The sequence below is a fragment of the Specibacter cremeus genome, from assembly GCF_003946885.1.
Lineage (GTDB): Bacteria > Actinomycetota > Actinomycetes > Actinomycetales > Micrococcaceae > Specibacter > Specibacter cremeus.
In genome coordinates this window covers 25,366-48,548 of sequence record NZ_RWKQ01000006.1, presented here as the reverse complement: position 1 = coordinate 48,548, position 23,183 = coordinate 25,366, and the positions used below count along the sequence as shown (strand labels likewise).

Annotated in this window: 19 protein-coding genes and 1 pseudogene; 12 read left to right on the top strand and 8 right to left on the bottom strand. The window is 69.7% G+C overall.

The window, feature by feature from the left end; translation table 11 throughout:
- Positions 1 to 24 precede the first annotated feature (24 nt).
- Together EJC77_RS03440 and EJC77_RS03435 are read right to left on the bottom strand one after the other, a co-directional pair.
- Positions 25 to 1,215, bottom strand: coding sequence for an acyl-CoA dehydrogenase family protein (locus EJC77_RS03440; RefSeq protein WP_125610175.1), 1,191 nt, complete (start codon positions 1,213 to 1,215; stop codon positions 25 to 27).
- Positions 1,216 to 1,221: 6 nt separating this feature from the next.
- Positions 1,222 to 2,013: an SDR family NAD(P)-dependent oxidoreductase gene (locus EJC77_RS03435; RefSeq protein WP_125610174.1), complete on the bottom strand. Its 792-nt coding sequence runs from the start codon at positions 2,011 to 2,013 to the stop codon at positions 1,222 to 1,224.
- Between the two features lie 167 nt (positions 2,014 to 2,180).
- Here EJC77_RS03435 and EJC77_RS03430 point away from each other — a divergent pair, with 167 nt between their 5' ends.
- Positions 2,181 to 3,224, top strand: a complete 1,044-nt coding sequence (locus tag EJC77_RS03430; RefSeq protein WP_125610173.1) for a glycoside hydrolase family 76 protein — start codon at positions 2,181 to 2,183, stop codon at positions 3,222 to 3,224.
- Between the two features lie 40 nt (positions 3,225 to 3,264).
- On the opposite strand, the pseudogene EJC77_RS20910 reads toward EJC77_RS03430, so the two are convergent.
- Positions 3,265 to 3,540 (bottom strand): annotated as a pseudogene (locus EJC77_RS20910) (phosphatase PAP2 family protein); the annotation flags it as partial.
- Between the two features lie 396 nt (positions 3,541 to 3,936).
- Positions 3,937 to 4,533 carry a YdeI/OmpD-associated family protein gene (locus EJC77_RS03420; protein WP_125610171.1) on the bottom strand — a complete coding sequence of 199 codons (597 nt, stop codon included), beginning with the start codon at positions 4,531 to 4,533 and terminating at the stop codon, positions 3,937 to 3,939.
- Between the two features lie 49 nt (positions 4,534 to 4,582).
- On the opposite strand from EJC77_RS03420, the gene EJC77_RS03415 reads away from it, so the two are divergent.
- From EJC77_RS03415 to EJC77_RS03390, 6 genes are all read left to right on the top strand, one after another.
- Positions 4,583 to 4,723: a ribbon-helix-helix domain-containing protein gene (locus EJC77_RS03415; protein WP_125610170.1), complete on the top strand. Its 141-nt coding sequence runs from the start codon at positions 4,583 to 4,585 to the stop codon at positions 4,721 to 4,723.
- Positions 4,723 to 5,454, top strand: coding sequence for a VOC family protein (locus tag EJC77_RS03410; protein ID WP_125610169.1), 732 nt, complete (start codon positions 4,723 to 4,725; stop codon positions 5,452 to 5,454). Before EJC77_RS03415 ends, EJC77_RS03410 begins: the two co-directional genes overlap by 1 nt.
- Positions 5,455 to 5,505: 51 nt before the next feature.
- Complete coding sequence (locus EJC77_RS03405) at positions 5,506 to 6,045, top strand: NUDIX hydrolase family protein (protein WP_125610168.1); 540 nt, start codon at positions 5,506 to 5,508, stop codon at positions 6,043 to 6,045.
- 79 nt (positions 6,046 to 6,124) lie between these two features.
- Positions 6,125 to 7,915, top strand: a complete 1,791-nt coding sequence (locus tag EJC77_RS03400; protein WP_476712878.1) for an MDR family MFS transporter — start codon at positions 6,125 to 6,127, stop codon at positions 7,913 to 7,915.
- Positions 7,916 to 7,925: 10 nt separating this feature from the next.
- Positions 7,926 to 8,411, top strand: coding sequence for a MarR family winged helix-turn-helix transcriptional regulator (locus EJC77_RS03395; protein WP_164520306.1), 486 nt, complete (start codon positions 7,926 to 7,928; stop codon positions 8,409 to 8,411).
- Between the two features lie 76 nt (positions 8,412 to 8,487).
- Entirely contained in the window at positions 8,488 to 9,204 is a 717-nt protein-coding gene (locus EJC77_RS03390) for an SRPBCC family protein (protein WP_125610166.1), read from the top strand.
- A gap of 163 nt (positions 9,205 to 9,367) precedes the next feature.
- On the opposite strand, the gene mctP is transcribed toward EJC77_RS03390, so the two are convergent.
- The gene (gene mctP, locus EJC77_RS03385) at positions 9,368 to 11,053 is read right to left on the bottom strand and encodes a monocarboxylate uptake permease MctP (protein WP_240629729.1); all 1,686 of its coding nucleotides are present in this window, start codon (positions 11,051 to 11,053) and stop codon (positions 9,368 to 9,370) included.
- Entirely contained in the window at positions 11,050 to 11,373 is a 324-nt protein-coding gene (locus EJC77_RS03380) for a DUF3311 domain-containing protein (RefSeq protein ID WP_125610165.1), read from the bottom strand. Before EJC77_RS03380 ends, mctP begins: the two co-directional genes overlap by 4 nt.
- Positions 11,374 to 11,487: 114 nt before the next feature.
- On the opposite strand from EJC77_RS03380, the gene tgt reads away from it, so the two are divergent.
- Complete coding sequence (gene tgt, locus EJC77_RS03375; protein WP_125610164.1) at positions 11,488 to 12,807, top strand: tRNA guanosine(34) transglycosylase Tgt; 1,320 nt, start codon at positions 11,488 to 11,490, stop codon at positions 12,805 to 12,807.
- Positions 12,808 to 12,810: 3 nt separating this feature from the next.
- Here the strand turns inward: tgt and EJC77_RS03370 are convergent, their stop codons facing one another.
- Positions 12,811 to 13,536, bottom strand: a complete 726-nt coding sequence (locus tag EJC77_RS03370) for a queuosine precursor transporter (protein ID WP_125610163.1) — start codon at positions 13,534 to 13,536, stop codon at positions 12,811 to 12,813.
- Positions 13,537 to 13,795: 259 nt separating this feature from the next.
- Between EJC77_RS03370 and EJC77_RS03365 the strand changes: the two genes are divergently transcribed.
- Complete coding sequence (locus EJC77_RS03365) at positions 13,796 to 17,431, top strand: S8 family peptidase (protein WP_125610162.1); 3,636 nt, start codon at positions 13,796 to 13,798, stop codon at positions 17,429 to 17,431.
- Positions 17,432 to 17,534: 103 nt separating this feature from the next.
- On the opposite strand, the gene EJC77_RS03360 is transcribed toward EJC77_RS03365, so the two are convergent.
- A complete protein-coding gene (locus tag EJC77_RS03360; RefSeq protein WP_125610161.1) occupies positions 17,535 to 18,761 on the bottom strand; it encodes a DUF2127 domain-containing protein in 1,227 nt (408 codons plus the stop codon).
- 312 nt (positions 18,762 to 19,073) lie between these two features.
- Here EJC77_RS03360 and EJC77_RS03355 point away from each other — a divergent pair, with 312 nt between their 5' ends.
- From EJC77_RS03355 to EJC77_RS03345, 3 genes are all read left to right on the top strand, one after another.
- Positions 19,074 to 19,430, top strand: coding sequence for an iron chaperone (locus EJC77_RS03355; RefSeq protein WP_125610160.1), 357 nt, complete (start codon positions 19,074 to 19,076; stop codon positions 19,428 to 19,430).
- 52 nt (positions 19,431 to 19,482) lie between these two features.
- Positions 19,483 to 21,285, top strand: coding sequence for a plasmid pRiA4b ORF-3 family protein (locus EJC77_RS20605; protein ID WP_205786815.1), 1,803 nt, complete (start codon positions 19,483 to 19,485; stop codon positions 21,283 to 21,285).
- 195 nt (positions 21,286 to 21,480) lie between these two features.
- A complete protein-coding gene (locus tag EJC77_RS03345; RefSeq protein ID WP_125610159.1) occupies positions 21,481 to 23,175 on the top strand; it encodes a plasmid pRiA4b ORF-3 family protein in 1,695 nt (564 codons plus the stop codon).
- Positions 23,176 to 23,183 lie beyond the last annotated feature (8 nt).

Here is a 23,183-nt window from a genome sequence, read left to right as displayed (position 1 = left end):
TTTCGACAGGCTCAATCACCGACATCAGACGATCGCCGAGACGCCGGTGATGGCGCGGCCGGCGATGAGCGTGTTGATCTCGTGTGAGCCCTCGTACGTGAGGATGGCCTCGGCGTCGGCGAAGATCTTCGCCATCGCAAAGTCCGTGACGATGCCGTTGCCGCCCAGGATGGACCGGCCCAGGGCCACGGTCTCGCGCATGGCCGCGGTGGTGTGCGCCTTGGCCAACGCCACCTGCCCCATGGTGGCGTCGGCCTCCCCGCCCCGATCCTGCAATCCGGCGATGCGCACCATCATGCCCAGCGACGCCGTGGCGTTGCCCAGCATCTTCACCAGCTGGCCCTGGATGAGCTGGAAGCGGGCCAGCGGCCGGCCGAACTGCAGGCGCTCGAGCGCATAGGCGCGGGCCACGTCGAAGGCGGCCAGCTGCTGGCCGACGGCCTGCCAGGCCACGGAGATGCGGGAGCCGAGCAGCAGCTTGTTCGTGTCGCCGAACGAGCCGATGCCGGCGAACCTGTCCCGCTCCGCGATGCGCACGTTGTCCAGTTCGATGTGCGCGTTCTGCACGGTGCGCAGCGCGATCTTGTGCTCGATCTTCGTCCGCGTCACCCCGGGCAGGGTGGCGTCCAGGATGAAACCACGGACCTGCCTCGTGTCCGCGTCCCGGGCCCACAGCAGCATGTGGTCACAGAACGTGCCGTTGCCGATCCAGCGCTTGGCACCGTTGACCACCCAGTGGACGCCGCCGTCGTCCTCCACCCGCCGCGCCGTGGTGACCATGCCGCCGGCAACATCGCTGCCGTGCTCCGGCTCGGTCAACGCGAACGCGCCCGTGCTGCGCAACGCCAGCGCGTCGGGCAGCACCCGCGCCTTCTGCTCGGCCGTGCCGAAGTCGTGCAGCGCCTGGACGAACAGGTCATGGTGGACCAGGAAGAACGTGGCCAGCGACGTGTCGGCCCGGGTCATCTCCGCCACGACCAGCCCGGAGAACAGGTGGCTGAACCGGCCGCGGTCCGGGGCGGAGAGCTCCAGGGCGGCCAGCTTCGGCAGGATGTGGGCGGGGAACTCGGCGTCGTTCCACCAGTGGACGGCGTGCGGGAGCACCTCCGCGGCAAGGAACTCGCGCAGCTGCGCCAGCTTGGCCCGTTCCGGCCCGCTGAGCAGGGATTCGTAGTCGTAGAAGTCCGCCGGCGGCAGTGATTCAAGATTCGCCACGAGGGCCTACTTGGGCTGCATGCGGATGGCGCCGTCGAGGCGGATGGTCTCGCCGTTGAGCATGGCATTGGCCACGATGTGCTCCACCAGCGCCGCGTATTCGGCCGGCTTGCCCAGCCGCGACGGGTGCGGCACCTGGGCGCCGAGCGAATCCTGCGCGGCCTGCGGCAGGCCGGCCATCATGGGCGTCTCGAAGATGCCGGGGGCGATGGTGACGACACGGATCAGCGAGCGGGCGAACTCGCGCGCCAGCGGCAGCGTCATGGCCGCGACGGCGCCCTTGGAGGCGGCGTAGGCGGGCTGGCCGATCTGCCCGTCGAACGCCGCCACCGACGCCGTGTTCACGATGACACCGCGCTCCGGGCCGAATTCGCCGGCGAGCGGCTCGGCGGCGGCCATGGCCTCGGCGGCCAGCCGGACCACGTTGAACGTGCCGACCAGGTTGATCTGGATGACCTTGTTGAACGCGTCCAGGGGCAGCACGCCGTCGCGGCCGATCACCTTGCCGGGCGTGGCGACGCCGGCGCAGTTGACGACGATGCGCAGGGTTCCCAGGTCTGCGGCGGCCGCGACGGCGGCGCGGACCTGGTCCTCGTTCGTGACGTCGGCGGGCGCGAACACGGCGCGCTCCCCCAGTTCCCCGGCCAGCTCCCCGGCAAGTTCTCCCGCAGGGGATTGCGGCAGGTCGACGAGAACGACGGCGGCACCGGCCGCATGCAGGCGGCGCGCCGTCGCGGCGCCCAGGCCGGAGGCCCCGCCGGTGATGAGCGCGACGGTGGCGGTGTTGGCAAGCTCCATGTGTCCTCCTCATTGAGGGCGCCGCGGCACCCGGTGTGTGCCGTTCGGGCAGCACGACGATTTCCGGGCACCACTATGCCATGGATCACGTCCGGGGCGTGTTAATGCTGGCTAACTGAACGTCACGTTCCGTGGTTCCGCGGGTGGCCGGGCACTACGCTGGGCGCATGGCACGCGACCCGGATGGCTCTTCGGCGGCGGCCGGGGCGGCGGCGTGGGCGGATGCAGCCGACCGGGCCGGCGCCGACGTCCACGCCCGGTTCGGCCACCGCATCCTGGGGCTTCCGGCCACGTGGCTGGGCGCCGCGGAACGCCCGGCCCCCAGCCCGCGGACGCCCTGGCACTACTGGTGGCAGGCGCACTACCTGGATGCGGTCCTCGACGCCGGAGGTCGCAAACTCCGGGACGGCGGTCACTGGGAACCGGAACTGGCCCGGGCGGGCGCGTTGCTGCGCGGCATCCGGCTGCGCAACCTCGGCACCCTCCGCAACGCGTATTTCGACGACATGGCCTGGCTGGCGCTGGCCGCGGACCGGCTGAACCTGTTCAGCCTGGCCGCCACGGGCCACCCGCACCGCCCGGCGGTACGGGCCGTGGCGACGCTGCGCCGCCAATTGCTGGCCGCCCACGACGACGTCCTGGGCGGGGGCCTGTACTGGTCGCGGAAACGGGACTACAAGAACACGCCCGTGAACGGCCCGGCCGCGCTGTTCTTCGCCCGCACCGGGGAGCCGGCCCGGGCCGCGGCGCTCCTGAACTGGCTGGGGACCACGCTGCGCGACCCCGTGACCGGCCTGTACCTGGACGGCATCCACCCGGCCGACCACGCCGTCGAACGCCCGCTCTACACGTACAACCAGGGCCCCGCGGTCGCCGCACTACTGGCCCTGGGCCACCCGCAGATGGTGACCGACGCGTCGGCGGTGATCGCCGCCGTCGACCATCACCTGACGCGCGCCGACGGCACGCGGCCGCTGGTGCTCCACGAGGGCGGCGACGGCAACCTGTTCACGGGGATCCTGTGCCGTTATCTGGCCCTGGCGTCACGGAGCGACCTGCTGCCCGCGGCGACTCGTGCCACGGCGGCGCGACTGGTTCACCGGAGTGCGTCGGCGCTTCCGCCGCCACCTGCTGGACGTGCCGTCCTGTCATGGCATCTGGCCCGCTGGACCATTTTTGAAGCGGCCGCCACGTGTCCACCGCCATCATGACGCCCAACAGGGCGATGGCCAGGACCACGGACCCGGTGACATCCGTCAGCCAGTGGTAGCCCAGGTAGAGCCGGCTCGCCGCCACCGCGGGGACAAGCACGACGACGGCGATCACCAGGGTTGCCCGGCGCACCGCCGTACTGTGGCGCGAGAGCATGAGGTACGCCAGCACGAGCAGGAACACGGCGGCGCCGAGAGTGTGCCCGGACGGGAAGGACAGCGAGTCGTCGGGGCCCATCATGAAGAAGGCGGCGTCCGGGCGGGGACGGGCGATGGCGTGCTTGATGACGTAGGAGACACCGACCGTGACGACCATGGCCGCCATCAGCAGGCCCGGGCGCCACAGCTCCCGGCTCCGCCACGCCCAGACGACGGCGAAGGCGATGCCGATGACGGTCAGGTAGGTGGGTGAGGAGATCGTGGTGATGGCGATCCACAGGGGCGTGGCCGGGCCCGAGCGGACGCCCACGAACCAGTCATGCACGGGCTGGTCCCAGGCGGCCAGGCCCGTGCCGGACCGCACGGCGACCACGTCGGTGAGGAACAGGGCGGCGCCGACGACCACGAGGATCAGGGACCACAGGTACAGCCGGCGGCGCGCCCGGGGCGGCAGGGCCGGGTCGGAAAGCGAGAGACGAAGATTCACCGGTCCATCATGCACCCGGCGACTCCCGGTTCCCTGCATGCAACCTGCATGTTGACTGGAGGCGGGTCACGGCGCGGGGCGGCGCTTCTGCGGGTAGATGGTCTCGCCGCGGGCCAGCATGTCGACGAAGCCGGCGATCTTCGCGGCGCGGACGCTCGCCGATTTGACCGATCCGCTGCGGTAGATCAGCGCGTAGCGGTTCACCGCCGTCAGGACGTCGAACATGGCCTGCGCCGCCGGGTTGGCGGCGATGGCCGCGGCGAGGTCCGCGGGCAGCTCGGCGTCGGACTGGGCCGCATAGGCCGCCTCCCAGCGCCCATCGGCCCTGGCCGCGTCGACGGCCGCCTGCCCGGCCGGTTCCAGGCGCCCGGCCCCGGACAGCCGCTCGATGTTGGTCACGTTGTTCCGCGACCACTTGCTGGTGCGCGTGCGGGGCGTGAACCGCGTCACGTAGCTGCCGTCGTCGCGCCGGCCAATGACCCCGTCGATCCAGCCGAAGCACAGGGCCTCATCCAGCGCGGCGGCGTAGTCGAGGTGCGTGACGTTGCCGCCCTTCTTGTGCAGGACCAGACGCACGCCGGCGCTCGTGGCATGGTTCGCCGCCAGCCATGCCCGCCACGCGGGCGCATCCGGGAGCAGCAGTTCGGGAAGTTGCGCAACCATGGGCCCATGGTAGCGCCGATTCCGTGGCTACTATGCTAGCATTCTAGCCATGACCGTGAAGTCGCAGTTCAACGTGTACCTGCCCGCCGAGCTGGTCCGGGACATCAAGCACCGGGCCATCGACGAGGGCACCAGCCTGTCCGCCCTCGTCGAACACGTCCTGCGCGCCTACCTGCGGAAGGAAAACTGATGCTCCGCGTCCGCCCCATCCACTTCACCTCCCGCCTCGAGGACTACGCCACCCTGCTCACGGCCCTCGGCCTGCGCGCCGTCGAGGACTCCCCGGACTGGCGGGTCTTCGATTCCGGCGACGGCCGGATCGCGCTGCACCGGGCGGAGCCCGGCGGCCCGCAGGACGGCCTGACGGTCCTCGGCTTCGAGATCCGGGACAGGGACGAGTTCTCCCGCCGCACGGTGGCGGCCGGCACCCGCGCCGAATTCGCGGACGCCGACCGCGGCCCCAGCGTGCGGGTCACCGCGCCGGACGGATTCGCCTTCCTGGCCGACCCCGTCCAGGAGGGCCCCGTCCAGGAGGCGACGGAGGACGCCGCCGCCCGCCCCGCCCTGGCCGTCCTGCAGCTGTGGAAGACCCCGAATCCGGCGGCGGCACAAGAGGTGCTGACCGCCATCGGCGCGCGCCCGGCCATCTCCTCCGACACGGGCGGCTGGGCCACGTTCCGGGCGAAGAACGGCGGGCTGGCGGCCACCCACCACGGCGAGCACAACGCCGTCGAACCCAGCTTTGAATATGCCGGCGACCTCGAGGAGCTGCTGCCGGCGCTCGCCGCGGCCGGGCTGACCGGGCACATCGTCGACGAAGCGTACGGGCGCACCCTGCACGCGCCCTGCCCGGATCGCCCCGGCGCCACGTTGTGGATCAACGAGGCCCAGCGCGACCTCTACGGCTACACGCGGCACTGACCGGGCGTCGCGGTGGCGGCGGACGCGGCCTTCATCCGGTACAACTGTTGTATGAGCGTGCGCACCCCCGACCCGTATCCCGGCTGGCTGTCCGACGACGACCTCCGCGAAGCCCGCAACCGCCTGCCCATGGTCTACGTCGAGGCCGTGCCCGTCCGGCTGGACCCGCTGGGCTACGTCAACGAGGTCGGGTTGCTGTTGCAGGCCGACGACGAGGGCAACATGGTCCGCACGCTCGTGTCCGGCCGGGTGCTGTACCGGGAGACCATCCGCGGGGCGCTGTTGCGGCACATGGAAAAGGACCTGGGCCCCCTGGCCCTCCCCCAGCTGCCCGTCAGCCCGGTGCCGTTCACGGTGGCCGAATACTTCCCGTCGCCGTCGCAGACCGGGCTGACGGACGAGCGCCAGCACGCCGTGGCCATGGTGTACGTGGTGCCGGTCGCGGGTGAGTGCACGCCGCGCCAGGACGCGCTCGAGCTGACCTGGATGTCCCCCGAGGAGGTCCTCAGCCCCGGCGTGCAGGCGGAGTTCGCCGGCGGGCGCGGCTCCCTGGTCCGCCAGGCCCTGGCCTACGCCGGCGTCGGGCGGTAGCCCGCCGGGAGTTGGCTGGGGCCACACGCAGGCCCAGGCCCGGAAGGCGAATTGGTTGACGAATCACAACCATCTATATATAGTTGCTTGTAACAACCAATCACTTCTCTTCCTCGAGGGGGCCCTCTTGGCATCCACAGCACTCCATCCGCCCGAGACGGGGGCGAAGATGACCCACCGTGAGATCCTGCAGGCGCTGACCGGCATTCTCATGGGCATGTTCGTCTCCATCCTGGCCGGCACCGTGGTCAGCACGTCACTGCCGGTCATCGTCTCCGACCTGCACGGCAACCAGACCTCCTACACCTGGGTGGTCACGGCAACACTGCTGGCCACCACCATCTCGACCCCGATCTGGGGCAAGCTGGCCGACCTGTTCAACCGCAAGCTCCTGCTCCAGCTGGCGCTGCTGGTCTTCGTGGTCTCCTCCGCCATCGCCGGGTTCTCCCAGGACGCGTCAATGCTCATCACGATGCGCGTCTTCCAGGGCCTGGGCGCGGGCGGCCTGGCCGCCCTGAGCCAAATCGTCATGGCCGACATCCTCTCCCCGCGCGAACGCGGCAAGTACATGGGCCTGTTCGGCGCCGTCATGGCCCTGGGCACCGTGGGCGGTCCGCTGATCGGCGGCTTCATCACCGACGCCATCAACTGGCGCTGGAACTTCTTCGTGGCCCTCCCGTTCGCGGCCCTGGCCCTGGTGCTCATCCAGAAGACACTGCACCTGCCCCGACAGGAGAAGCGCCGCGTCTCGATCGACTACACGGGCATCCTGCTGCTCTCCGCCGGCGTCTCGCTGCTGCTGATCTGGGTGTCGCTGGCCGGCAACCAGTTCGCCTGGGCCAGCGCCACCACCGCCTGGATGGTCGGCGGTGCCGTCGTGGCCCTGGCCGCGTTCGTCATCGTCGAGCTGAAGGCGAAGGAACCGATCATCCCGCTGAGCCTTTTCCGCAACCGCACGTTCACACTGTCCGTCATCGGCTCGATCTCGGTGGGCGTGTCCATGTTCGGCACGTCCGTGTTCCTGGCCCAGTACATGCAGCTGGCCCGCGGCGCGAACGCCACCCAGTCCGGCCTGATGACGCTGCCCATGATGGGCGGCCTGCTCATCATCTCCACGATCGTCGGCGCAAAGATCACCAAGCACGGCAAGTGGAAGGCGTTCATGGTCGTCGGCGCCGTGCTGCAGTCAATCGGCCTGGCCATGCTCGGCACCATCCACTACGACACGAACTTCGTGCTCGTCTCCGTCTACATGTTCCTGCTCGGCGCCGGCATGGGCATGGTCATGCAGAACCTGGTCCTCGTGGTCCAGAACGCCGTCACCCCGCAGGAGATCGGCGTGGCCAGCTCCGGCGTGGCGTTCTTCCGCAGCCTGGGCGGCACCATCGGCGTGTCCGTGCTCGGGGCGATCATGACCACCAAGATCGGCGACCTGATGCACGATCGCCAGGGCGACCTGATGTCCGCCATCGCGTCCGTCGGCGACCAGGGCAAGCAGATCGCCGCCGCCCTGGCCTCGGGCACCATCCCGGCCGTCCATTCACTGCCCGAACCGGTGCGCGCGGTCCTTGAATCGGTCTACGGCGACGCGGTGGCACACAACTTCCTCGTGGCCGCGCCACTGACGCTGCTGACGCTGCTCGCCGTCGCCCTGCTGCCGAACCTGCCACTGAGCACCATGACGCGGCACGAGCGCAGCACGGAGGACGCGGACGACGGCGGCGCGCGCCCGGGTGCCGCGGCCGCCGGTTCCGCTGTGGTTCTTGAAGGCACTGCGGTTCTCGAAGGTACTGTGGTCGACGACGGCGAGCTGGCCGGCGTCGGAGCCGATGGGACGGGTGCCGGCTCCGGCTCGCCTGACAACGGCTAGGCTGGGAGGCATGGCTGCCACCGACGATGCCACGGACCCGGCGATGCGGCCGCTGATCGAGGCGGTCGAGCGGGAGTTCGGGACCATGATGCTCAAGGCCCGTGATTCGCTGCGCGAACGGGCCGCCGCCATCGACACGCGGTTGCACCCGCTCGGCTACAAGGTGGTCTCGGTGCTGGCGAACTCGGGCGGGCAGCAGCAGGCCGCCGTGGCCGAGGCACTGCAGGTGGACAAGGCCATGATGAGCCGAACCGTCAAACAGTTGGAGGAGTACGGCCTCCTCGTGCGCACCCCCGACCCGGCCGACGGCCGCGCCATGCTCATGACGCTGACGGATTCCGCCGCGACCCGCTACCGGGAGTCGGTCAGTGCGGCCCGGGCCCTGCTGTACGAGCGGCTCGCCGGCTGGGGCGCGGACGACGTGGCCCGCTTCGCGGACCTGCTGGCCCGGCTCAACGCCTCCGGCCCGTCGTCCGGGGCCTCTCCGGGCGCCTGACCGGCGCCCGGAGAGCGGCGGCCCGTGCCGTCGTCGTGCTCTGGCCGGTCCCGGGCAAGCGGCGTACATTACGCATATGGACACCAATCAGCTTTCCGTCCTTGTCAACGCCGACGCGGAGCAGGTGTGGCTGATGCTGCGGGAGCCGGCACGGATCGCCCAGTGGCACGGCTGGCAGATGGACGGGCTGGACGCCGAGATCCAGCAGATCTACTACGACAACGTCAGCGAAAGCGCCGACCACCTCCGGCTGGAGCTGGACATGGGCGACGTGTTCACGCTGACCCCGCACCCGGACGGGACGCTGCTGTCGCTGACCCGGGGCGTGGCGACCGGTGAATGGGCGAAGTACGACGCCGACATCACCGAGGGCTGGAGCATGTTCATGCAGCAACTGCGATTCGCGCTCGAACGCCACCCGCACACCCCGCGACGCACCATCTACAGCGACGGCACCAGCACGAACCACACCTCGCTGTGGGACGCACTGGGCATCGACACCGGCTGGCTGCCCGACCCCGGCGAGGCGTACGAGGTGACGCTGACCACCGGTGCCACGCTGGCCGGGAAGGTCTGGTACCGGACCGGCACGCAGCTGGGGCTCACGGTCGCGGACTACGCCGAGCACGGCGACGGCCTTCTGGTGTTGGCCGAGCAGGCACCCCTGGACGGCGTGCGCGACCGGCCCGGCGCCCTGGTCATCGCGTCCACCTATGGCCTGGGCGCCGCCGATTTCGAGGCGATCGGCTCGCACTGGGACGGGTTCATGGAGACGCACTTCCCGGAGGACTGACCGCGTCGGTGGTCGAGCTTGTCATCGGTGATTGAGCCCGTCGTCGGTGATTGAGCCTGTCGAAATCAGGTCTCGACAAGCTCGACCACCGGTGATTGAGCCTGTCGAAATCAGGTCTCGACAAGCTCGACCACCGGGTCCCGACTGACCCGACCACCGCCACTCAGGCCGTGACGCCCTCCCCCTTTTCCGTGAGCTGGCGGACCGTGGGATCGGCCTCGTCCGCGCCGTAGTCGGAGTCCTTCGTGATGTCCCTGCCTCCGGGGACCTTCAGCGCCCGGAACAGCAACGTCAGCAGCACCGCCACGACGGCGTTCACGGCGAACGCCACAATCGCGATGTACATGGTGATCGTGGTCCCCGGAATGGCGGCGACGGCGCCGCCGAAGTGGGCGTGCGTGACCGGATTGACCACGTTGTAGGCGGCCACCGTGCCGTAGATGATGCCGGCCGCCCAGCCGACGAACAGCGCCCACCGGTGGAACCAGCGCGTGTACAGCCCGGCCACGATGGCCGGGAACGTCTGCAGGATCCAGATGCCGCCCAGCAGCTGCATGTTGATGGCCGCCGACTGGTCCATGGCGATGACGAAGATCAGCGCGCCCAGCTTCACGACGAGGGAGATGAGCTTGGACACCTTCGCCTCCTGCTGGGGCGTGGCGTTCGGGACGAAGAAGTCCCGGTAGATGTTCCGGGTGAACAGGTTCGCCGCGGCGATCGACATGATGGCGGCCGGCACCAGGGCGCCGACGGCGATGGCGGCCAGCGCGACGCCGGCGAACCAGCCCGGGAAATGGTCCAGGAACAGTTGCGGCACCACGAGCTGCGGGTTGATGGTCTTCCCGTCCAGCTCGGTGGGCTTGGTCCCGGCCGCGATGGCCACATACCCGAGCAGGGCCAGGAAGCCGAGCATGAGCGAGTAGAGCGGCAACACGGCCGCGTTCTTGCGGATGGTGTTGCGGCTCTTCGTGGCCAGCACCCCGGTGATCGAGTGTGGGTACATGAACAGGGCCATGGCCGATCCCAACGCCAACGTCCAGTACGCCGAGTAGCTGTTCGCCCCGGGGATGAACACGCCGGCCGGCTTGCCGGTGGCCGCGTTCACGGCGCCCATCTTCGCCTCGGCGGCGCCGAAGATGTGATCCCAGCCACCCAATTTCGCCGGCAGGTAGATGATCGCCACGATGACGGCCAGGTAGATGAGCACGTCCTTGACGACGGCGATCATCGCCGGCGCGCGCAGGCCCGACGTGTACGTGTAGGCGGCCAGCACGACGAACGCGATGATCAGCGGCAGGTCGTTCAGGAACCAGTTGCCGGAACTGCCCACGCCCAGCACGGTCAGCACCGCCTTGATGCCGACGAGTTGCAGGGCGATGTACGGCATGGTGGCCACGATGCCGGTCAGCGCGATGGCCAGCGACAGCGGCCGGCTGCCGTAGCGCCCGCCCACGAAGTCGGCCGTCGTGACGAAGCCGTGCCGGTGCGAGACCGACCACAGCCGGCTCATGAGCAGGAACACGATCGGGTACAGCACGATCGTGTACGGCACGGCAAAGAAGCCGCTGACGGCGCCGGTGGCCCACATGGCGGCCGGCACGGCCACGAACGTGTACGCCGTGTACAGGTCGCCGCCGAGCAGGAACCAGGTGATCCAGGAGCCGAAATTGCGCCCGCCCAGGCCCCACTCATCGAGCGAATGCAGGCCCTCCTTGCCGCCGCCGCGCCACCGGGCCGCGTAGAAGCCCATGAGGCCGACGAGGACGAACAGGACGATGACGACGATCAGCGGCGTGACACTGACACCGCGCGTGGCCGGATCCGCCGCGGCCAGCACCGCGGCACTCACCTGCCCTCACCGCCGTCGTCCGCGTTGTCGGCGCGGGAGCCGCGCCCCGCCGGCCGCTTGAGCACATCGCGGCGGCGCCGATCCTCCCGGGTCATCAGCACGTAGCAGATGCCGATCAGCGCCGCGTCGATGGGCACCCACAGCATCTGGTACCAGTAGAAGAACGGGATGCCGCCCAGGTGCGGTTCGGCGTGCGAGTAGATCGGGACGACCAGCGGCACGACGACCGCGATCGCCAGCAGCACGCCGCTGATGATGTACGGCAGCGGTTTGGCGGGGCCCCGCGTGGGCGTGTCATGGGTATTGCTCAGGGTGGACATCGCGACTCCTTCGGGCATGCACGGCACCGATTTGACATTTGCATTGTGTTCCTTGACGGCTTTGTTGCACAAGGTCAAATCGGGCGCGGCGCCAACTGCTGGCAAAATGGGGGGATGCCCACCATCGACACCGGCCCCGCCGCGCCCGCAAGCGCCCCGCCGGCGGCACGCCCGGCCACGCAACGGGAATTCTCCTTCGACGTGACCACCCGGATGGCCGATTCCTGCGCACCAGCGGCGCCCGACGGCGGGACGTTCCTGGGCCGCACCGGCGTGATCAGCACCCCGCATGGGCAGATCCGCACACCGGCGTTCATCGCCGTGGGAACCAAGGCCAGCGTGAAGTCGGTGCTGCCGGAGTCCATGAGCGCGCTCGGCGCGCAGGCGCTGCTGTCCAACGCCTACCACCTGTACCTGCAGCCGGGCGCGGACATCCTCGACGAGGCCGGCGGGCTGGGGAAGTTCATGAACTGGCCCGGCCCCACGTTCACCGATTCGGGCGGGTTCCAGGTCATGAGCCTGGGCTCGGGGTTCAAGAAGGTCATCAACATGGACGCTGCCGCGGCGGCGCCGCACGCCGGCGTCGACGACTCGGTGGCCGCGGGCAAGGAGCGGCTGGCGCACATCGACGACGACGGGGTCTGGTTCAAGTCCCACCTCAACGGCGACAGGCACCGGTTCACGCCGGAGATCTCCATGGCCGTCCAGCACCGGATCGGCGCGGACATCATGTTCGCGTTCGACGAGCTGACCACGCTGCTGAATTCCCGCGGCTACCAGGAGACGTCGCTGGAGCGCACCCGGCTGTGGGCGCAGCGCTGCATCGCCGAGCATTTCCGGCTGACGGCCGAGCGCGTCGGAAAACCGTACCAGGCCCTGTTCGGCGTCATCCAGGGCGCCCAGTACGAGGACCTGCGCCGGAAGGCGTGCCGCGACCTGGGCGCCATGAACTTTGACGGCTTCGGCATCGGCGGGGCCCTGGAGAAGGAGAACCTGGGCACGATCGTGCGCTGGTGCGCCGAGGAACTGCCGGAGGACAAGCCGCGGCACCTGCTGGGCATCTCCGAACCGGACGACATCTTCACGGCCATCGAGAACGGCGCGGACACGTTCGACTGCGTCTCCCCCACCCGGGTGGCCCGCAACTCGGCGTTCTACACCCCGGACGGCCGGCTGAACCTGTCCAACAGGCGCTTCAAGCGGGACTTCGGCCCGCTCGTGGACGGCTGCGGCTGCTACGCCTGCGCCAACTATTCGCGCGCCTACATCCAGCACCTGTTCAAGGCCAAGGAGATGGTGTCCGCGACGCTGCTCTCCATCCACAACGAACATTTCGTGGTGACGATGGTCGACGACGCGCGCCGGGCCATCGAGGATGGCAGGTTCTTCGAGTTCAAGGCGGAGACGCTGCGCCGGTACTACCCGAACCTGTGAGGGCTACGCGGCGTAGCTCGGTTCGTGCCGCTTGAACCAGCCGATGACGAGCGTGGTCACGGGTACCAGCACGTACTGGACGGCCGTCTTGTAGGCGAAGCCGACCAGCACGTAGTTGGCGAACATGCCGAAGCCGGTGATGCCGATGACGGGTGCGGCGATGGTGCAGAAAATGAGCGTGTCGACGAATTCGCCGACGCCGCTGGAACCCATCAGCCGCATCCACAGCTTCCGCTCGCCCTGGCGCGCCTTGAGCCGGACGATGATGAACGAGTTGATGGTCTGCCCGGCCAGAAACGCCAGCATGCTGGCCAGCACGATCTGCGGCACCGGCCCGAGCGCGCCCTCCAGCGCCGCCTGCTTCGCGCGCCCGTAGTCATCGGTGAACCCGGGCAGCGCGATGATCACCCAGTAGGTCAGCGAGGCGAAAACGGACAGCGCGAACGTGGCCAGGATGGCCCGGCGCGCCACCTTGAAGCCGTAGATCTCGCTGATCACGTCACCGAGGATGTAGGCGAACGGGAACAGGAAGAAGCCGCCGTCGGTGACGATCGGGCCGAATTGCACGCCCTTGGCGGCGCCGATGTTGGACAGGATGACGATCACGGCCATGCAGGCCAGCAGGATGCCGAAGAAGGGACTTCCGACGGCGGCGAAGCGGGGTGCGCTCTTGGCCTGCGGTCGGGCGGACGGTTGCGTGGGCGAGACGTTGCCTTGCAGCGAGGACATGGATCCAACTCAAATCTTGGGGTAGTGGTTCGCACTCACCGTGCCCGCCCCGATGGGTGTTCCGGGCGTGGTGGGCTGTATTAGCACTGGGCCCGTCTGCACCCGGACCATCCCCCATTCTGCCATGGCGTGGCGCTTTGACAGCCGAGTCGATGTCCAGAAAACTGGTGCAAGGTTCGCTCCGAGACGGAACCCGCATCACCGCACCATGCCCCCCGTCGTGCACGCCCGAGCGGGTGGTCCCCCCATGAGGAGATCCATGAGCAGAATGCCCTCGCGCACCGGAGCCCGCCTGTTGGCCGCGTTGGCCGGCCTGGCCGTCGCGGCAACCACCGTCAGTGTGGCCGTGGCCGATGACGCCCCGGCGCCGGCGGCGGGCATCGGCCACGCCGCGGCCCCGCAATCCCTGGCCCCGGCGCACAAGTTCGGCGGCTCGCTGGCCACGGCCAAGGGCAGGCTGTCCGTCTACGTGCAGTTCACGGGCAAGGGCGCGTTCGAGGCGACGCAGCCGCCGGCCGCGAACCGGCCGGCCCGTTCGGCGCCGGTCCGCAACCCGGATGCCGTGAAACGGGTTCGCGCCGGCATCGACGCCACGGCCCGGTCGGTGGCCGGCCAGGCCGGCGCCACGACCCTGTACACGACCACGAATACGTTGCCCGGCACCGCCATCACCGCCGACGCGGCCGCCATCCGCGCCCTGGCCGGCCGCAGCGACGTCGTCAAGATCACCCCCCTTGTCACCAAGCACCTGAGCAATTCCGGCACGGCCGTCGACACGCAGGCCCTGAACGCGTGGACGCAGACGCACCAGACCGGCGCGGGCGTCACCATCGCCGTGATCGACTCCGGCATCGACTACACGCACACCGACTTCGGCGGCCCGGGCACGAAGGCCGCCTTCGCTCAGGCCAAGGCGTCCCCGACGCTCGTCCCGGGCACCTACGACCCGAGCAAGTTCGTCGGCGGCTACGACCTGGTCGGCGACGACTACCAGGCCGACCCCGGGTCCCCGAACTACCAGCCGGTCCCGCACCCCGACAACAACCCGCTCGACTGCGACGGCCATGGCACGCACGTGGCCGGCACGGCCGCCGGCTTCGGCGTCAACGCCGACGGCACCACGTTCACGGGCGACTACGGCACCCTGACCGACGCCACCGTGAACGCCATGCGGATCGGCCCGGGCTCCGCGCCGCAGGCCAAATTACTGGCGCTGCGCGTCTTCGGCTGCAGCGGCTCCTCCGACGTCATCGGGGAGGCCCTGGACCGGGCGATGGACCCGAACGGCGACGGCGACTTCAGCGATCACGCCAACATCGTGAACCTGTCGCTCGGCGGCGACTGGTCGCCCGCCGACGACCCCGAGAACGCCATCATCGACAAGATGACGACGGAGGGCGTGCTCACCGTGGTCGCCTCCGGCAACGCCGATGACGTGTACGACGTCGGTGGCTCACCGGGCAATGCCCGGTCCAGTCTCGCCGTGGCCAACAGCGTGGGGTCCACCGCGGCCGCCGACGGCATCCTGGCCACCGCCCCTGCGGCGGTGAAGGGCACGTACGCCGGCCAGTTCTCGGGCAACTTCAACTATGACGCCCCGCCAAGTGGCGCGCAGCTCAGCGGCACGGTCGTGTACGCCCCGGCCGACAACCTGGACGGCTGCGCGCCGTTCAGTGCGGCCGACGCCGCCACGATCAAGGGCAAGTGGGTCATGCTCGAATGGGGCGACAACGCGGCGGCGCGCGCGTGCGGCTCCACGGCCCGGTTCGACAATGCGGGCAAGGCCGAAGCGACGGGCGTGGTGCTGACCTCCACGGCGGCGTCGTTCGCGAACGGCATCGGCGGGAACGCGACCATCCCCGGTCTGCAGCTCAATGGCCCGGCCACCACGGCGCTCACGCCGGCCGCCAAGGCCGGCACGCTGCAGCTGACACTTGATCCGGCGTTGCGGGGCACCGTCAGCGTACCCTCGGGCGCGTTCGACACGCTCAATGACGGCTCCTCGCGCGGCGTCCACGGCTCCACCGGGATCGTCAAGCCCGACGTCGCCGCCCCGGGAACATCCATCCCGTCCGCCGGCGTGGGCTCGGGCACCGGCGTGGCCGTCATGAGCGGCACGTCGATGGCCACCCCGCATGTTGCCGGCATCGCGGCGCTGCTGATGGGCATGGGCCCCCTGAATCCGTACCAGGTCAAGACCGCCATCATGAACACCGCCGTCCACGACGTGCATCAAGGCGGTGCCGTGTTCGGGCCCAACCGGGTCGGTTCCGGCCGGGTGGACGCGCTGGCGGCCGTGACGGCGGCGACGGACCAAATCGGCGCGTACGCCACCGACGACCCGGTCCTGACCAGCGTCGACTACGGCGTCATGGAGGTCACGGACCAGCCGGTCACGGTGGCGAAGACCGTCACCGTGACCAATGGCGGCGCCGGGCCGCAGGAATTCGCGGTCGGCTACCAGGCGGCCACGTCCATGCCGGGTGTGGCATATACGGTGTCACCGCCCGTCGTGGCCGTGCCGGCGGGCGGGAGCGCCCAGGTGACGGTGACGCTTTCCATTGCCAATCCGGCCGCGCTGGCCAAGTCGATGGACCCGACGATGTCGCCGACCCAGATGGGCGCGGCCCGGCAGTTCCTGGCAGACGCGTCCGGCTGGGTCGAGCTGACCTCGCCGACGACGCCCAAGCTGCGCGTGCCGGTGTATGCGGCGCCGAAGCCCGTCTCCGCCATGTCCGCGGCGAAAACCGTCAATTTCACCCATGACGGCGCCACCGCCCGGGTCTCCATGTCCGGCCGCGGTGTCACCCAGGGCGCCGGCACCCAGGCGTACCGGTCGGTGGTTGCGCCGTTCGTGCTCGGGGCCACGAGTCCCAAGCTCCCGGACGCCGAGATCGCGCCCGTGACCAGCCGCTCCATGGACCTGCAGTACGTGGGCGCCTCCTCGACCATCCCGGCCATCAAGGCGGCCGGCGGCGACCCGGCCGCCGATGGCATGCTCTACTTCGGCGTCAGCACCTGGGGCAACTGGCCGGCGCTGATGAACGCGAGCGCCATCAGCGTCGAGGTCAATGTGAGCGGCGCCGACGCGAACGGCGACTACCAGGCCGACTACGTGTTGCAGACCGGCGCGCAGGCCGGACTGGACGCCATCCTGGTGACCCCCTACGACACGACGCTCGGCGGGCAGCTGGCCGCCCCCGAGTTCGCCAACGGCGTGGGCGGCAACGTCGACACGAACACGTTCGACACCAATACGCTGGTGCTGCCCGTCAAGGCGTCGGTGCTGGGCATCGACCCGTCGAAGCCGGCCACCATCAGGTACCGTGTGGCGACCTACACGACATACCAGCCGCTGGACCAGGACGGCAGCGAGCTGCCGGTCGACGAGACGAACTGGATCACGTTCAACCCCGTCACGCCGTCCCTGTGGTTCCAGGGCGCGGACAGGACCGGGCAGTCCGCCCTGTTCGTTGACGCGCCGAACACGGCGCTGACCGTGCACCGTACACCGGCGAGCACGCGGGCCGCTGCGCCCGCCGGCGTGGCAGCCGCGGCCCCCGCCGGCCAGGTGCTGTTCCTGCATCTGCACAACGGTTCGGGGCAACGTGCGCAGCTGTCCACGGTCGTGGTCGCGCCCGCCCCGCCGGCGACGGCCAAGCCGACGGGTTCCACCGCACCGGCAGGCACGCCCGGCCACTCCACCGCCCCCTCGTCGCAAGTGCCGGGCACGTCGACCCTGCCGCCGCCCGGACCGTCCAACCAGGCCGACCCGCAGGAGCTGGGCCACACCGGTGCCGTGGGCCTGCTGCCGCTGGTCGCCGGCGCGCTGGCGCTGATCCTGGCCGCCACGGTCCTGCTGATCGCCACGCGGCGCCGGAAGTCCACGCACTGACCCTGCCAAGGCGAAAGGACGACGGCGGCACTCACGAGTTCCGCCGTCGTCCTTCCGTGCGGGCCCACGCTTGCCAGGTTCCTGAGAATCGCGCCAGCGATTTTCAGGCCGGCAAGTGGGGACGAATGAAGTTGAGCAGCCGGGCCGCCTCCGTCCAGCCGGTGCCGGCGAACCGGGCGGCCTGGTCGGCGTCCGCGACGAGGTACAGTGTGTCGGCGCCGTGCAGGAAGGCCTCTTCACCGAGCGAGGCGATCATGGCGGCCTCGATTTGGGCCGCGATGTCGTCATGGCCGGGGTCGACATGCAGCCCGCCGAGGACGGCCAGGCCGTCACCGACCTTGATGCGGCCGCCGGCGACGGGCCGGTCGAACAGGGACACCTCCACGGCGTCGTACATCTCCAGCGGCGCCTCGGCCAGGTTCGCGTTCGGCGGCAAGCCCGGGACCATGTCCAGGTCCTGCGTCCGGGCGGTGAGCAGCACTAGCTCACCGGCGGCGGCCAGGCCCTGCCCGGCGGCCGCCGCGCCGGCGTCCCCGGGCTGGTCGGTCACCACCGTCACGGCACCGGTGGCCGGGATGTCGCCGGGCCAGGCCAGGACGGTCTCGCCGCCGTCCACGGCGACCGCCGCACCGTCCCAGGCGCCGTCCAGGCCGCGGACCGCCGCCCATGCGGGCCCCCAGAGATGAAGTGTTTCCTGCCATGCCGCCATGTTGAGGCCCTCCGATTCGATCGGTCGCTGTGCGTCGGTCCAGACGCGTCGGTCCAATTCCCGGGCCGGCCCCTCCAGCATAGGCACGCGGCCGCGAACCCGGGGCGCGGGTGCGGTCTCGCGGCGCGGGCCGGGTGCGGCGGTGTGTCGTTTCCTGTGCCTCTTGTACTCGTGCCAGGTCAACACCACGATGAACGCGTCGAACACCGTCAGGGCCAGCAGGCCCCACGACCATTTCACCGCCAATTGGTACAGCTGGTACACGATGAACAGGACGAGCACGCCGATCATCCACGGGTACGCCCACGTCTGGTTCAGCAGCAGTGCCCCGACCAGGATGACCTTCACCAGGCCGTGGACGATGAGGTACACGGCCGTGAAGAGCACGATGTTGCCGGTCAGCTTGGCTGCGGCCGCCAGGATGTGGTTCGCGATGAAGTCGTTGGGGTCCTCGCTGAGTTCCGACCGGGTGAACAGGAACGCCCAGTGGTTGATCTGGGCCGGTCCGACGAACAGCAGGGCGAAGCCGCCAAGGAGCTCGATGACGCCGTCGAGCCCCTTGAGCGCGATGCCGATGGCGAAGAGCTTGTCCCACCAGTCCGTGAGTTTGAGCCGGGCCATGATTCCTTCCAGGCGATGCTGTTCGGAGCGTAGCACCAGGACCTGACCGGGTCACGGGTGGGCCGCATTGTCGGCGGCTGCCCAGCGTTCTTCGGGCCCGCTTCCAGCGTCGGGCGGAAGAATGAAAGCGTGTTGCAGGGATGTCCCGCATGCCCGCCCACGCCCGCAGTTGTCACGATCTGATCGGCGACGGGCCGGCCTGCCGGAGCCATGCAGCACGGTGCTGGTCCCGCCGCCTGCCGGTTGTATTCCCCAACCGGCGGCGGGCACCCACCGCCGCGCCCTCGGTTCCTGCGCAGGGATAATGGGTCCATGGCACAACCTTTCGCGACCGTTGACGACTACATCGCGTCGTTTCCCGCGCCCGTGCAGGAGGTCCTGCAGGAGCTGCGGCGCACCATCCTGGACACGGCGCCCCACCTGGCGGAATCCATCAGTTACGGCATGCCCACCATGAGTCTGGACGGAAAGCCCGTGGTGTTCTTCGCCGGCTGGAAACACCATGTGTCGCTGTATCCGTTGCCGGCAGGCGACGCCGAGTTCTCCCGCGACGTGGCACCGTACCTGGCCGCGAAGGGCACGGTGAAGTTCCCGCTGGACAAGGCGGTCCCGCTGGAGCTCGTGGCCCGGATCGTGACGCTGCTGGTGGAGCGGGCCAGGGGCGAGTAGGCGCGCTTTGGGATAGGGTTTTCTCCAACCCCGACCCCAGCGTGAGGACCCCATGGCCCGGAACACCAAGCACGGCAAGAGCAAGAACCGCTCTGGCAACCCGGCGGTGCGCGCCGGGACCTCCCACATCACCTCCCTTGCCGAGGCACGCGCGGACCGCGCGTTCGCCGTCGTCGTTCCGGCCTTCACGGAGTGGCTGCGGCGGCGCCCGGACACGAAGGACCAGGAAGTGGAGATCGTGGAGGTCATGCGGGACTTTTTCGGGATGTACGGCGACGCCGCCCGGCACCTTGACGTCACGGCGCTTGAGCCGGACGCCGTCGAAAAGGCGCTGGGCGGCATCGACGACCTCGACCCGATGATGGGCGAGATCCTGGGCATGACCGTGCACCTGTATGTGCACTACCTCTTCGAGACCGGGGCCTGGACGGGCACGGAAGCCGACCTGTCGGAAGTGCTGGAGATCAGCGGGCTGGACCATGACGACGAGTTGGACGTCGCTCTTCCAGACATTGTCGTCCCGGCGTTGACCGACGACGAGGCCTGGGCGGAGGCGCGTTCGTTGCCGCTGTGGCAGCGTGCCGTCGCATTGCTGGGATGGATCGGCGCCGGCAGGGAGGTCACGGGCACCGGCGTGCTGCGGCTGAAGGACATCGAGGAAGCGGCCGCGTGCGTGGGCGACAACCTCGTGGGGCGGCGGCGTTATGAACCACGCGGTGATCCGGACGCCCCGCGCGTCGTGACGACCATGCTGGATGCGCCACGCCTCATGTCCTACTGGAAGGCGTTGGCGAATTGCGGGCTGATCCAGATCGGCGCCACGACGGTGAGGCCGGGGCCCGACGCCGCCACAGTGCTGGCAGCCGCGAACGAGCCCGGCCAGGCCGCGGCGACGCCGGAGGCCGTTGCGGCTGTGCGCGCCACCCGGGCGGTGGCGCTGTCGTTCTACCACGAAATCCTGTTCGAGGAACCCGAGTGGCTCTTCCAAGCAGAGCTCCAGACGTTGGCGACGGGCTTGTTCGTCGCGGCCTCCTCGGCCACCCCGCCGAACACGAAAGCCCTGCTGGGTGCCGCGATGGACAAGCTCCAGCTCGAACAGCTGACACCGAAGTCCCTCAGGCAGAGTATCCGGGCGTGGGCGGATGAGGGGCTCCTCATTCTCGGCGACCGGGCCGTGGTGCCGCCTGTCCTGCGCCAGATGGTGCTGGATTTGGTGGGGACGCTCGGCGGCGGGTTGGCGGCTGCACCGTCGCGCGCCGCGGCCGAGCGCGGGCCGTCCGAGGCCACCTACCAGCTGAAAATCCAGATCGACGGCATCCGCCCGCCCGTGTGGCGCCGGGTGGAGGTGCCGGCGGAGACGACGCTGGATGAACTGCATGAGGTGATCCAGCGGATCTTCCGGTGGGAGGACTACCACCTGCACATGTTCCACGACGGGGACCCGCGCGGCACCACGTACGGGCCTTTCGATCCCGACGCCGATCACTGGGGCGACCCGCCCGTCGACGAGACGACCGTCCGGCTCGTGGACCTGCTGTCCCGGGAAAAGGACAGGATGAAGTACGAATACGACTTCGGCGACAGCTGGGAGCACACCATCACGTTGGAGAAGGTGCTGCCCCCGTTGCCGGCCGCCGGGCTGCCGAACTGCGGCGGCGGGCGCGGGCTGGCACCGCAGGAGGATTCCGGCGGGCCGTGGGGTTGGATGGACATCCTGGCGGCCGCCGAGGATCCCTCCCATCCGGAGCACGTGAACTACCGCGACTGGCTGGGCCTGGCCGACGGCGAGACGGTGGATCCGGAGGAGTTCGACGTCGATGAGGCCAACGAGGAGCTGGAGGACCTGCGGCCGTAGCCGCCAGGTGGACGACGGCGGTTCGCCCCGTGAGTGCGACCGTCATGGCCAGGCCTGCGGCGATTCCCCAGATAATGCAGGAATGAGCGGCGTTCACCTGCATCATCTGGGGAATTGACATGGCCAACAGCGTCTCTTTCGCTGTTCCGCCACGTAGAATCGTGCCCATCCTTCCCCCGCCGATGTGAGGACCCCATGGCCAAGAACAGCAAGAGCGGCGCGCCCGCCGTCGCCCTTCCCGGCTTCACCGACTGGCTGGCGGCCCAGCCGGCCCTGGCCGGCGACGCCGCCGACATCGGCACGGTGGTGCAGAATTTCCTCAGCCGGTACGCGGACCTGGCACCCGACCCCGACCTGACGAACCTGGACCCGGCGCGGGTCGCCGTGCTGCTTGACGACGCCGCGGATTTTGACCCCGAGATGGCCGCCGGATGCGCCGAATTCCTGCTCATGTACCTGGATTTCCTGCGCGAGACGGGCCGCTGGACCGGCACCGAGGAGGCGCTGGCCCTCGCGCACGACGTCGCGTACCACGGGGCGCAGGGGACGGACGACGACGCGGCCGGCATTGTCATCCCCAGCTTGAGCGCGGCCGACGCCGACGCCCAGGCCGAGGGCCTGCCGCTATGGGACCACACGCTGGCACTGCTGCGCTGGGTCGGGGCGGGCAGGAACGTGACCGGCACCGGGCTGCTGCGGCGCAACGACATCCGGGCCGCGGCCGGCTGTCTAGGCATCAACGCCGTCGGGGCCGCCAAACGGGCACCCATCCTCGAGGACGGCACACCGGAAGACTGCGTGGTGGTGCAGTCCATGAACCAGCTGCCGCGACTGGCCAACCATTGGCAGGCCTTGAAACTTGCCCGATTCATCACGGTGGGCTCCACTCGGGCCCGGCTCACGCCGCTGGGCGAGAGCGTGCTGGCCGGCGACGTGGGTCCCGGCGCCCTGGCCCGGTCCATGGCGTTCGCCCTGTTCGTCGGCATCCTGGCCGACGGGGACTGGTTCGCCGCGGGCCTCATGCCCGAACTGCGCCACTCCGTCCTGGCCGCCGCCGGATCCGCCGACCCGCCGCGTCTTGACGCGGTCTCCGCGGCCGCCCGAACCGACGTGATCGGGCTCGCGACCAGGCTGCATGCGGAGATCATCGAGTGGGCGGACGACGGGCTGGTCACCTTGGGCGAATTCGTCCAGGTGCCGGGGGTGCTGCGGGATCCGCTGGCGCGCGCGATCGGCCTGGTGGCGGAGGGCGACGCGGACTTCGACACCGCCGGCGCTGATAGGTTGCCGGCGACTCCGTCGGCGGCAACCTATCAATTGAAGGTGCAGGTCGACGGGATCCGCCCGCCCGTGTGGCGCCGCGTCGAGGTGCCGGCCGAGCTGTCGCTTAATGCGGTCCACTACGTGATCCAGTCGTTGTTCGACTGGGAGGGTTACCACATGCATGCCTTTCGGGTAGGTGGGCGGCACGGCACGACGTATCAGCTGCCCGACCCGGACGCGTTCGCGTGGGGCGAGCCGGCCAAGGACGAAACGGCCGTGACCCTGGCCGACGTGCTCAAACGGGAGAAGGACAAGCTGGTCTACGAGTACGACTTTGGCGATTCCTGGGAACACACGCTCACGCTGGAGAAGGTGCTGCCCGCGGCCGCCCCGGGCACGCTGCCACGCTGCACGGCTGGGCGGGGGCTGGCGCCACAGGAGGACACCGGCGGCCCGTGGGGCTGGATGGACAAGGTTGAGGCCGCCAACGGTCCGGTCACCCCGGAGTCCGAGGAACTACGTGTTTGGCTCGGGCTGCACGACGGGGAGACACTGGATCCGACGGAGTTCAACCTTGCCGACGTGGAGCGCGCGCTGAAGCCGCTGCGCCCGGGCTCGACATCGTAGACACCTTG

Coding starts and splice junctions, on each gene's coding strand:
- EJC77_RS03435 (WP_125610174.1), bottom strand. CDS start 2,013: ATGGAGCTTGCCAACACCGCCACCGTCGCGCTCATCACCGGCGGGGCC.
- EJC77_RS03430 (WP_125610173.1), top strand. CDS start 2,181: ATGGCACGCGACCCGGATGGCTCTTCGGCGGCGGCCGGGGCGGCGGCG.
- EJC77_RS03420 (WP_125610171.1), bottom strand. CDS start 4,533: ATGGTTGCGCAACTTCCCGAACTGCTGCTCCCGGATGCGCCCGCGTGG.
- EJC77_RS03415 (WP_125610170.1), top strand. CDS start 4,583: ATGACCGTGAAGTCGCAGTTCAACGTGTACCTGCCCGCCGAGCTGGTC.
- EJC77_RS03410 (WP_125610169.1), top strand. CDS start 4,723: ATGCTCCGCGTCCGCCCCATCCACTTCACCTCCCGCCTCGAGGACTAC.
- EJC77_RS03405 (WP_125610168.1), top strand. CDS start 5,506: ATGAGCGTGCGCACCCCCGACCCGTATCCCGGCTGGCTGTCCGACGAC.
- EJC77_RS03395 (WP_164520306.1), top strand. CDS start 7,926: ATGGCTGCCACCGACGATGCCACGGACCCGGCGATGCGGCCGCTGATC.
- EJC77_RS03390 (WP_125610166.1), top strand. CDS start 8,488: ATGGACACCAATCAGCTTTCCGTCCTTGTCAACGCCGACGCGGAGCAG.
- EJC77_RS03380 (WP_125610165.1), bottom strand. CDS start 11,373: ATGTCCACCCTGAGCAATACCCATGACACGCCCACGCGGGGCCCCGCC.
- tgt (WP_125610164.1), top strand. CDS start 11,488: ATGCCCACCATCGACACCGGCCCCGCCGCGCCCGCAAGCGCCCCGCCG.
- EJC77_RS03370 (WP_125610163.1), bottom strand. CDS start 13,536: ATGTCCTCGCTGCAAGGCAACGTCTCGCCCACGCAACCGTCCGCCCGA.
- EJC77_RS03365 (WP_125610162.1), top strand. CDS start 13,796: ATGAGCAGAATGCCCTCGCGCACCGGAGCCCGCCTGTTGGCCGCGTTG.
- EJC77_RS03360 (WP_125610161.1), bottom strand. CDS start 18,761: ATGGCCCGGCTCAAACTCACGGACTGGTGGGACAAGCTCTTCGCCATC.
- EJC77_RS03355 (WP_125610160.1), top strand. CDS start 19,074: ATGGCACAACCTTTCGCGACCGTTGACGACTACATCGCGTCGTTTCCC.
- EJC77_RS20605 (WP_205786815.1), top strand. CDS start 19,483: ATGGCCCGGAACACCAAGCACGGCAAGAGCAAGAACCGCTCTGGCAAC.
- EJC77_RS03345 (WP_125610159.1), top strand. CDS start 21,481: ATGGCCAAGAACAGCAAGAGCGGCGCGCCCGCCGTCGCCCTTCCCGGC.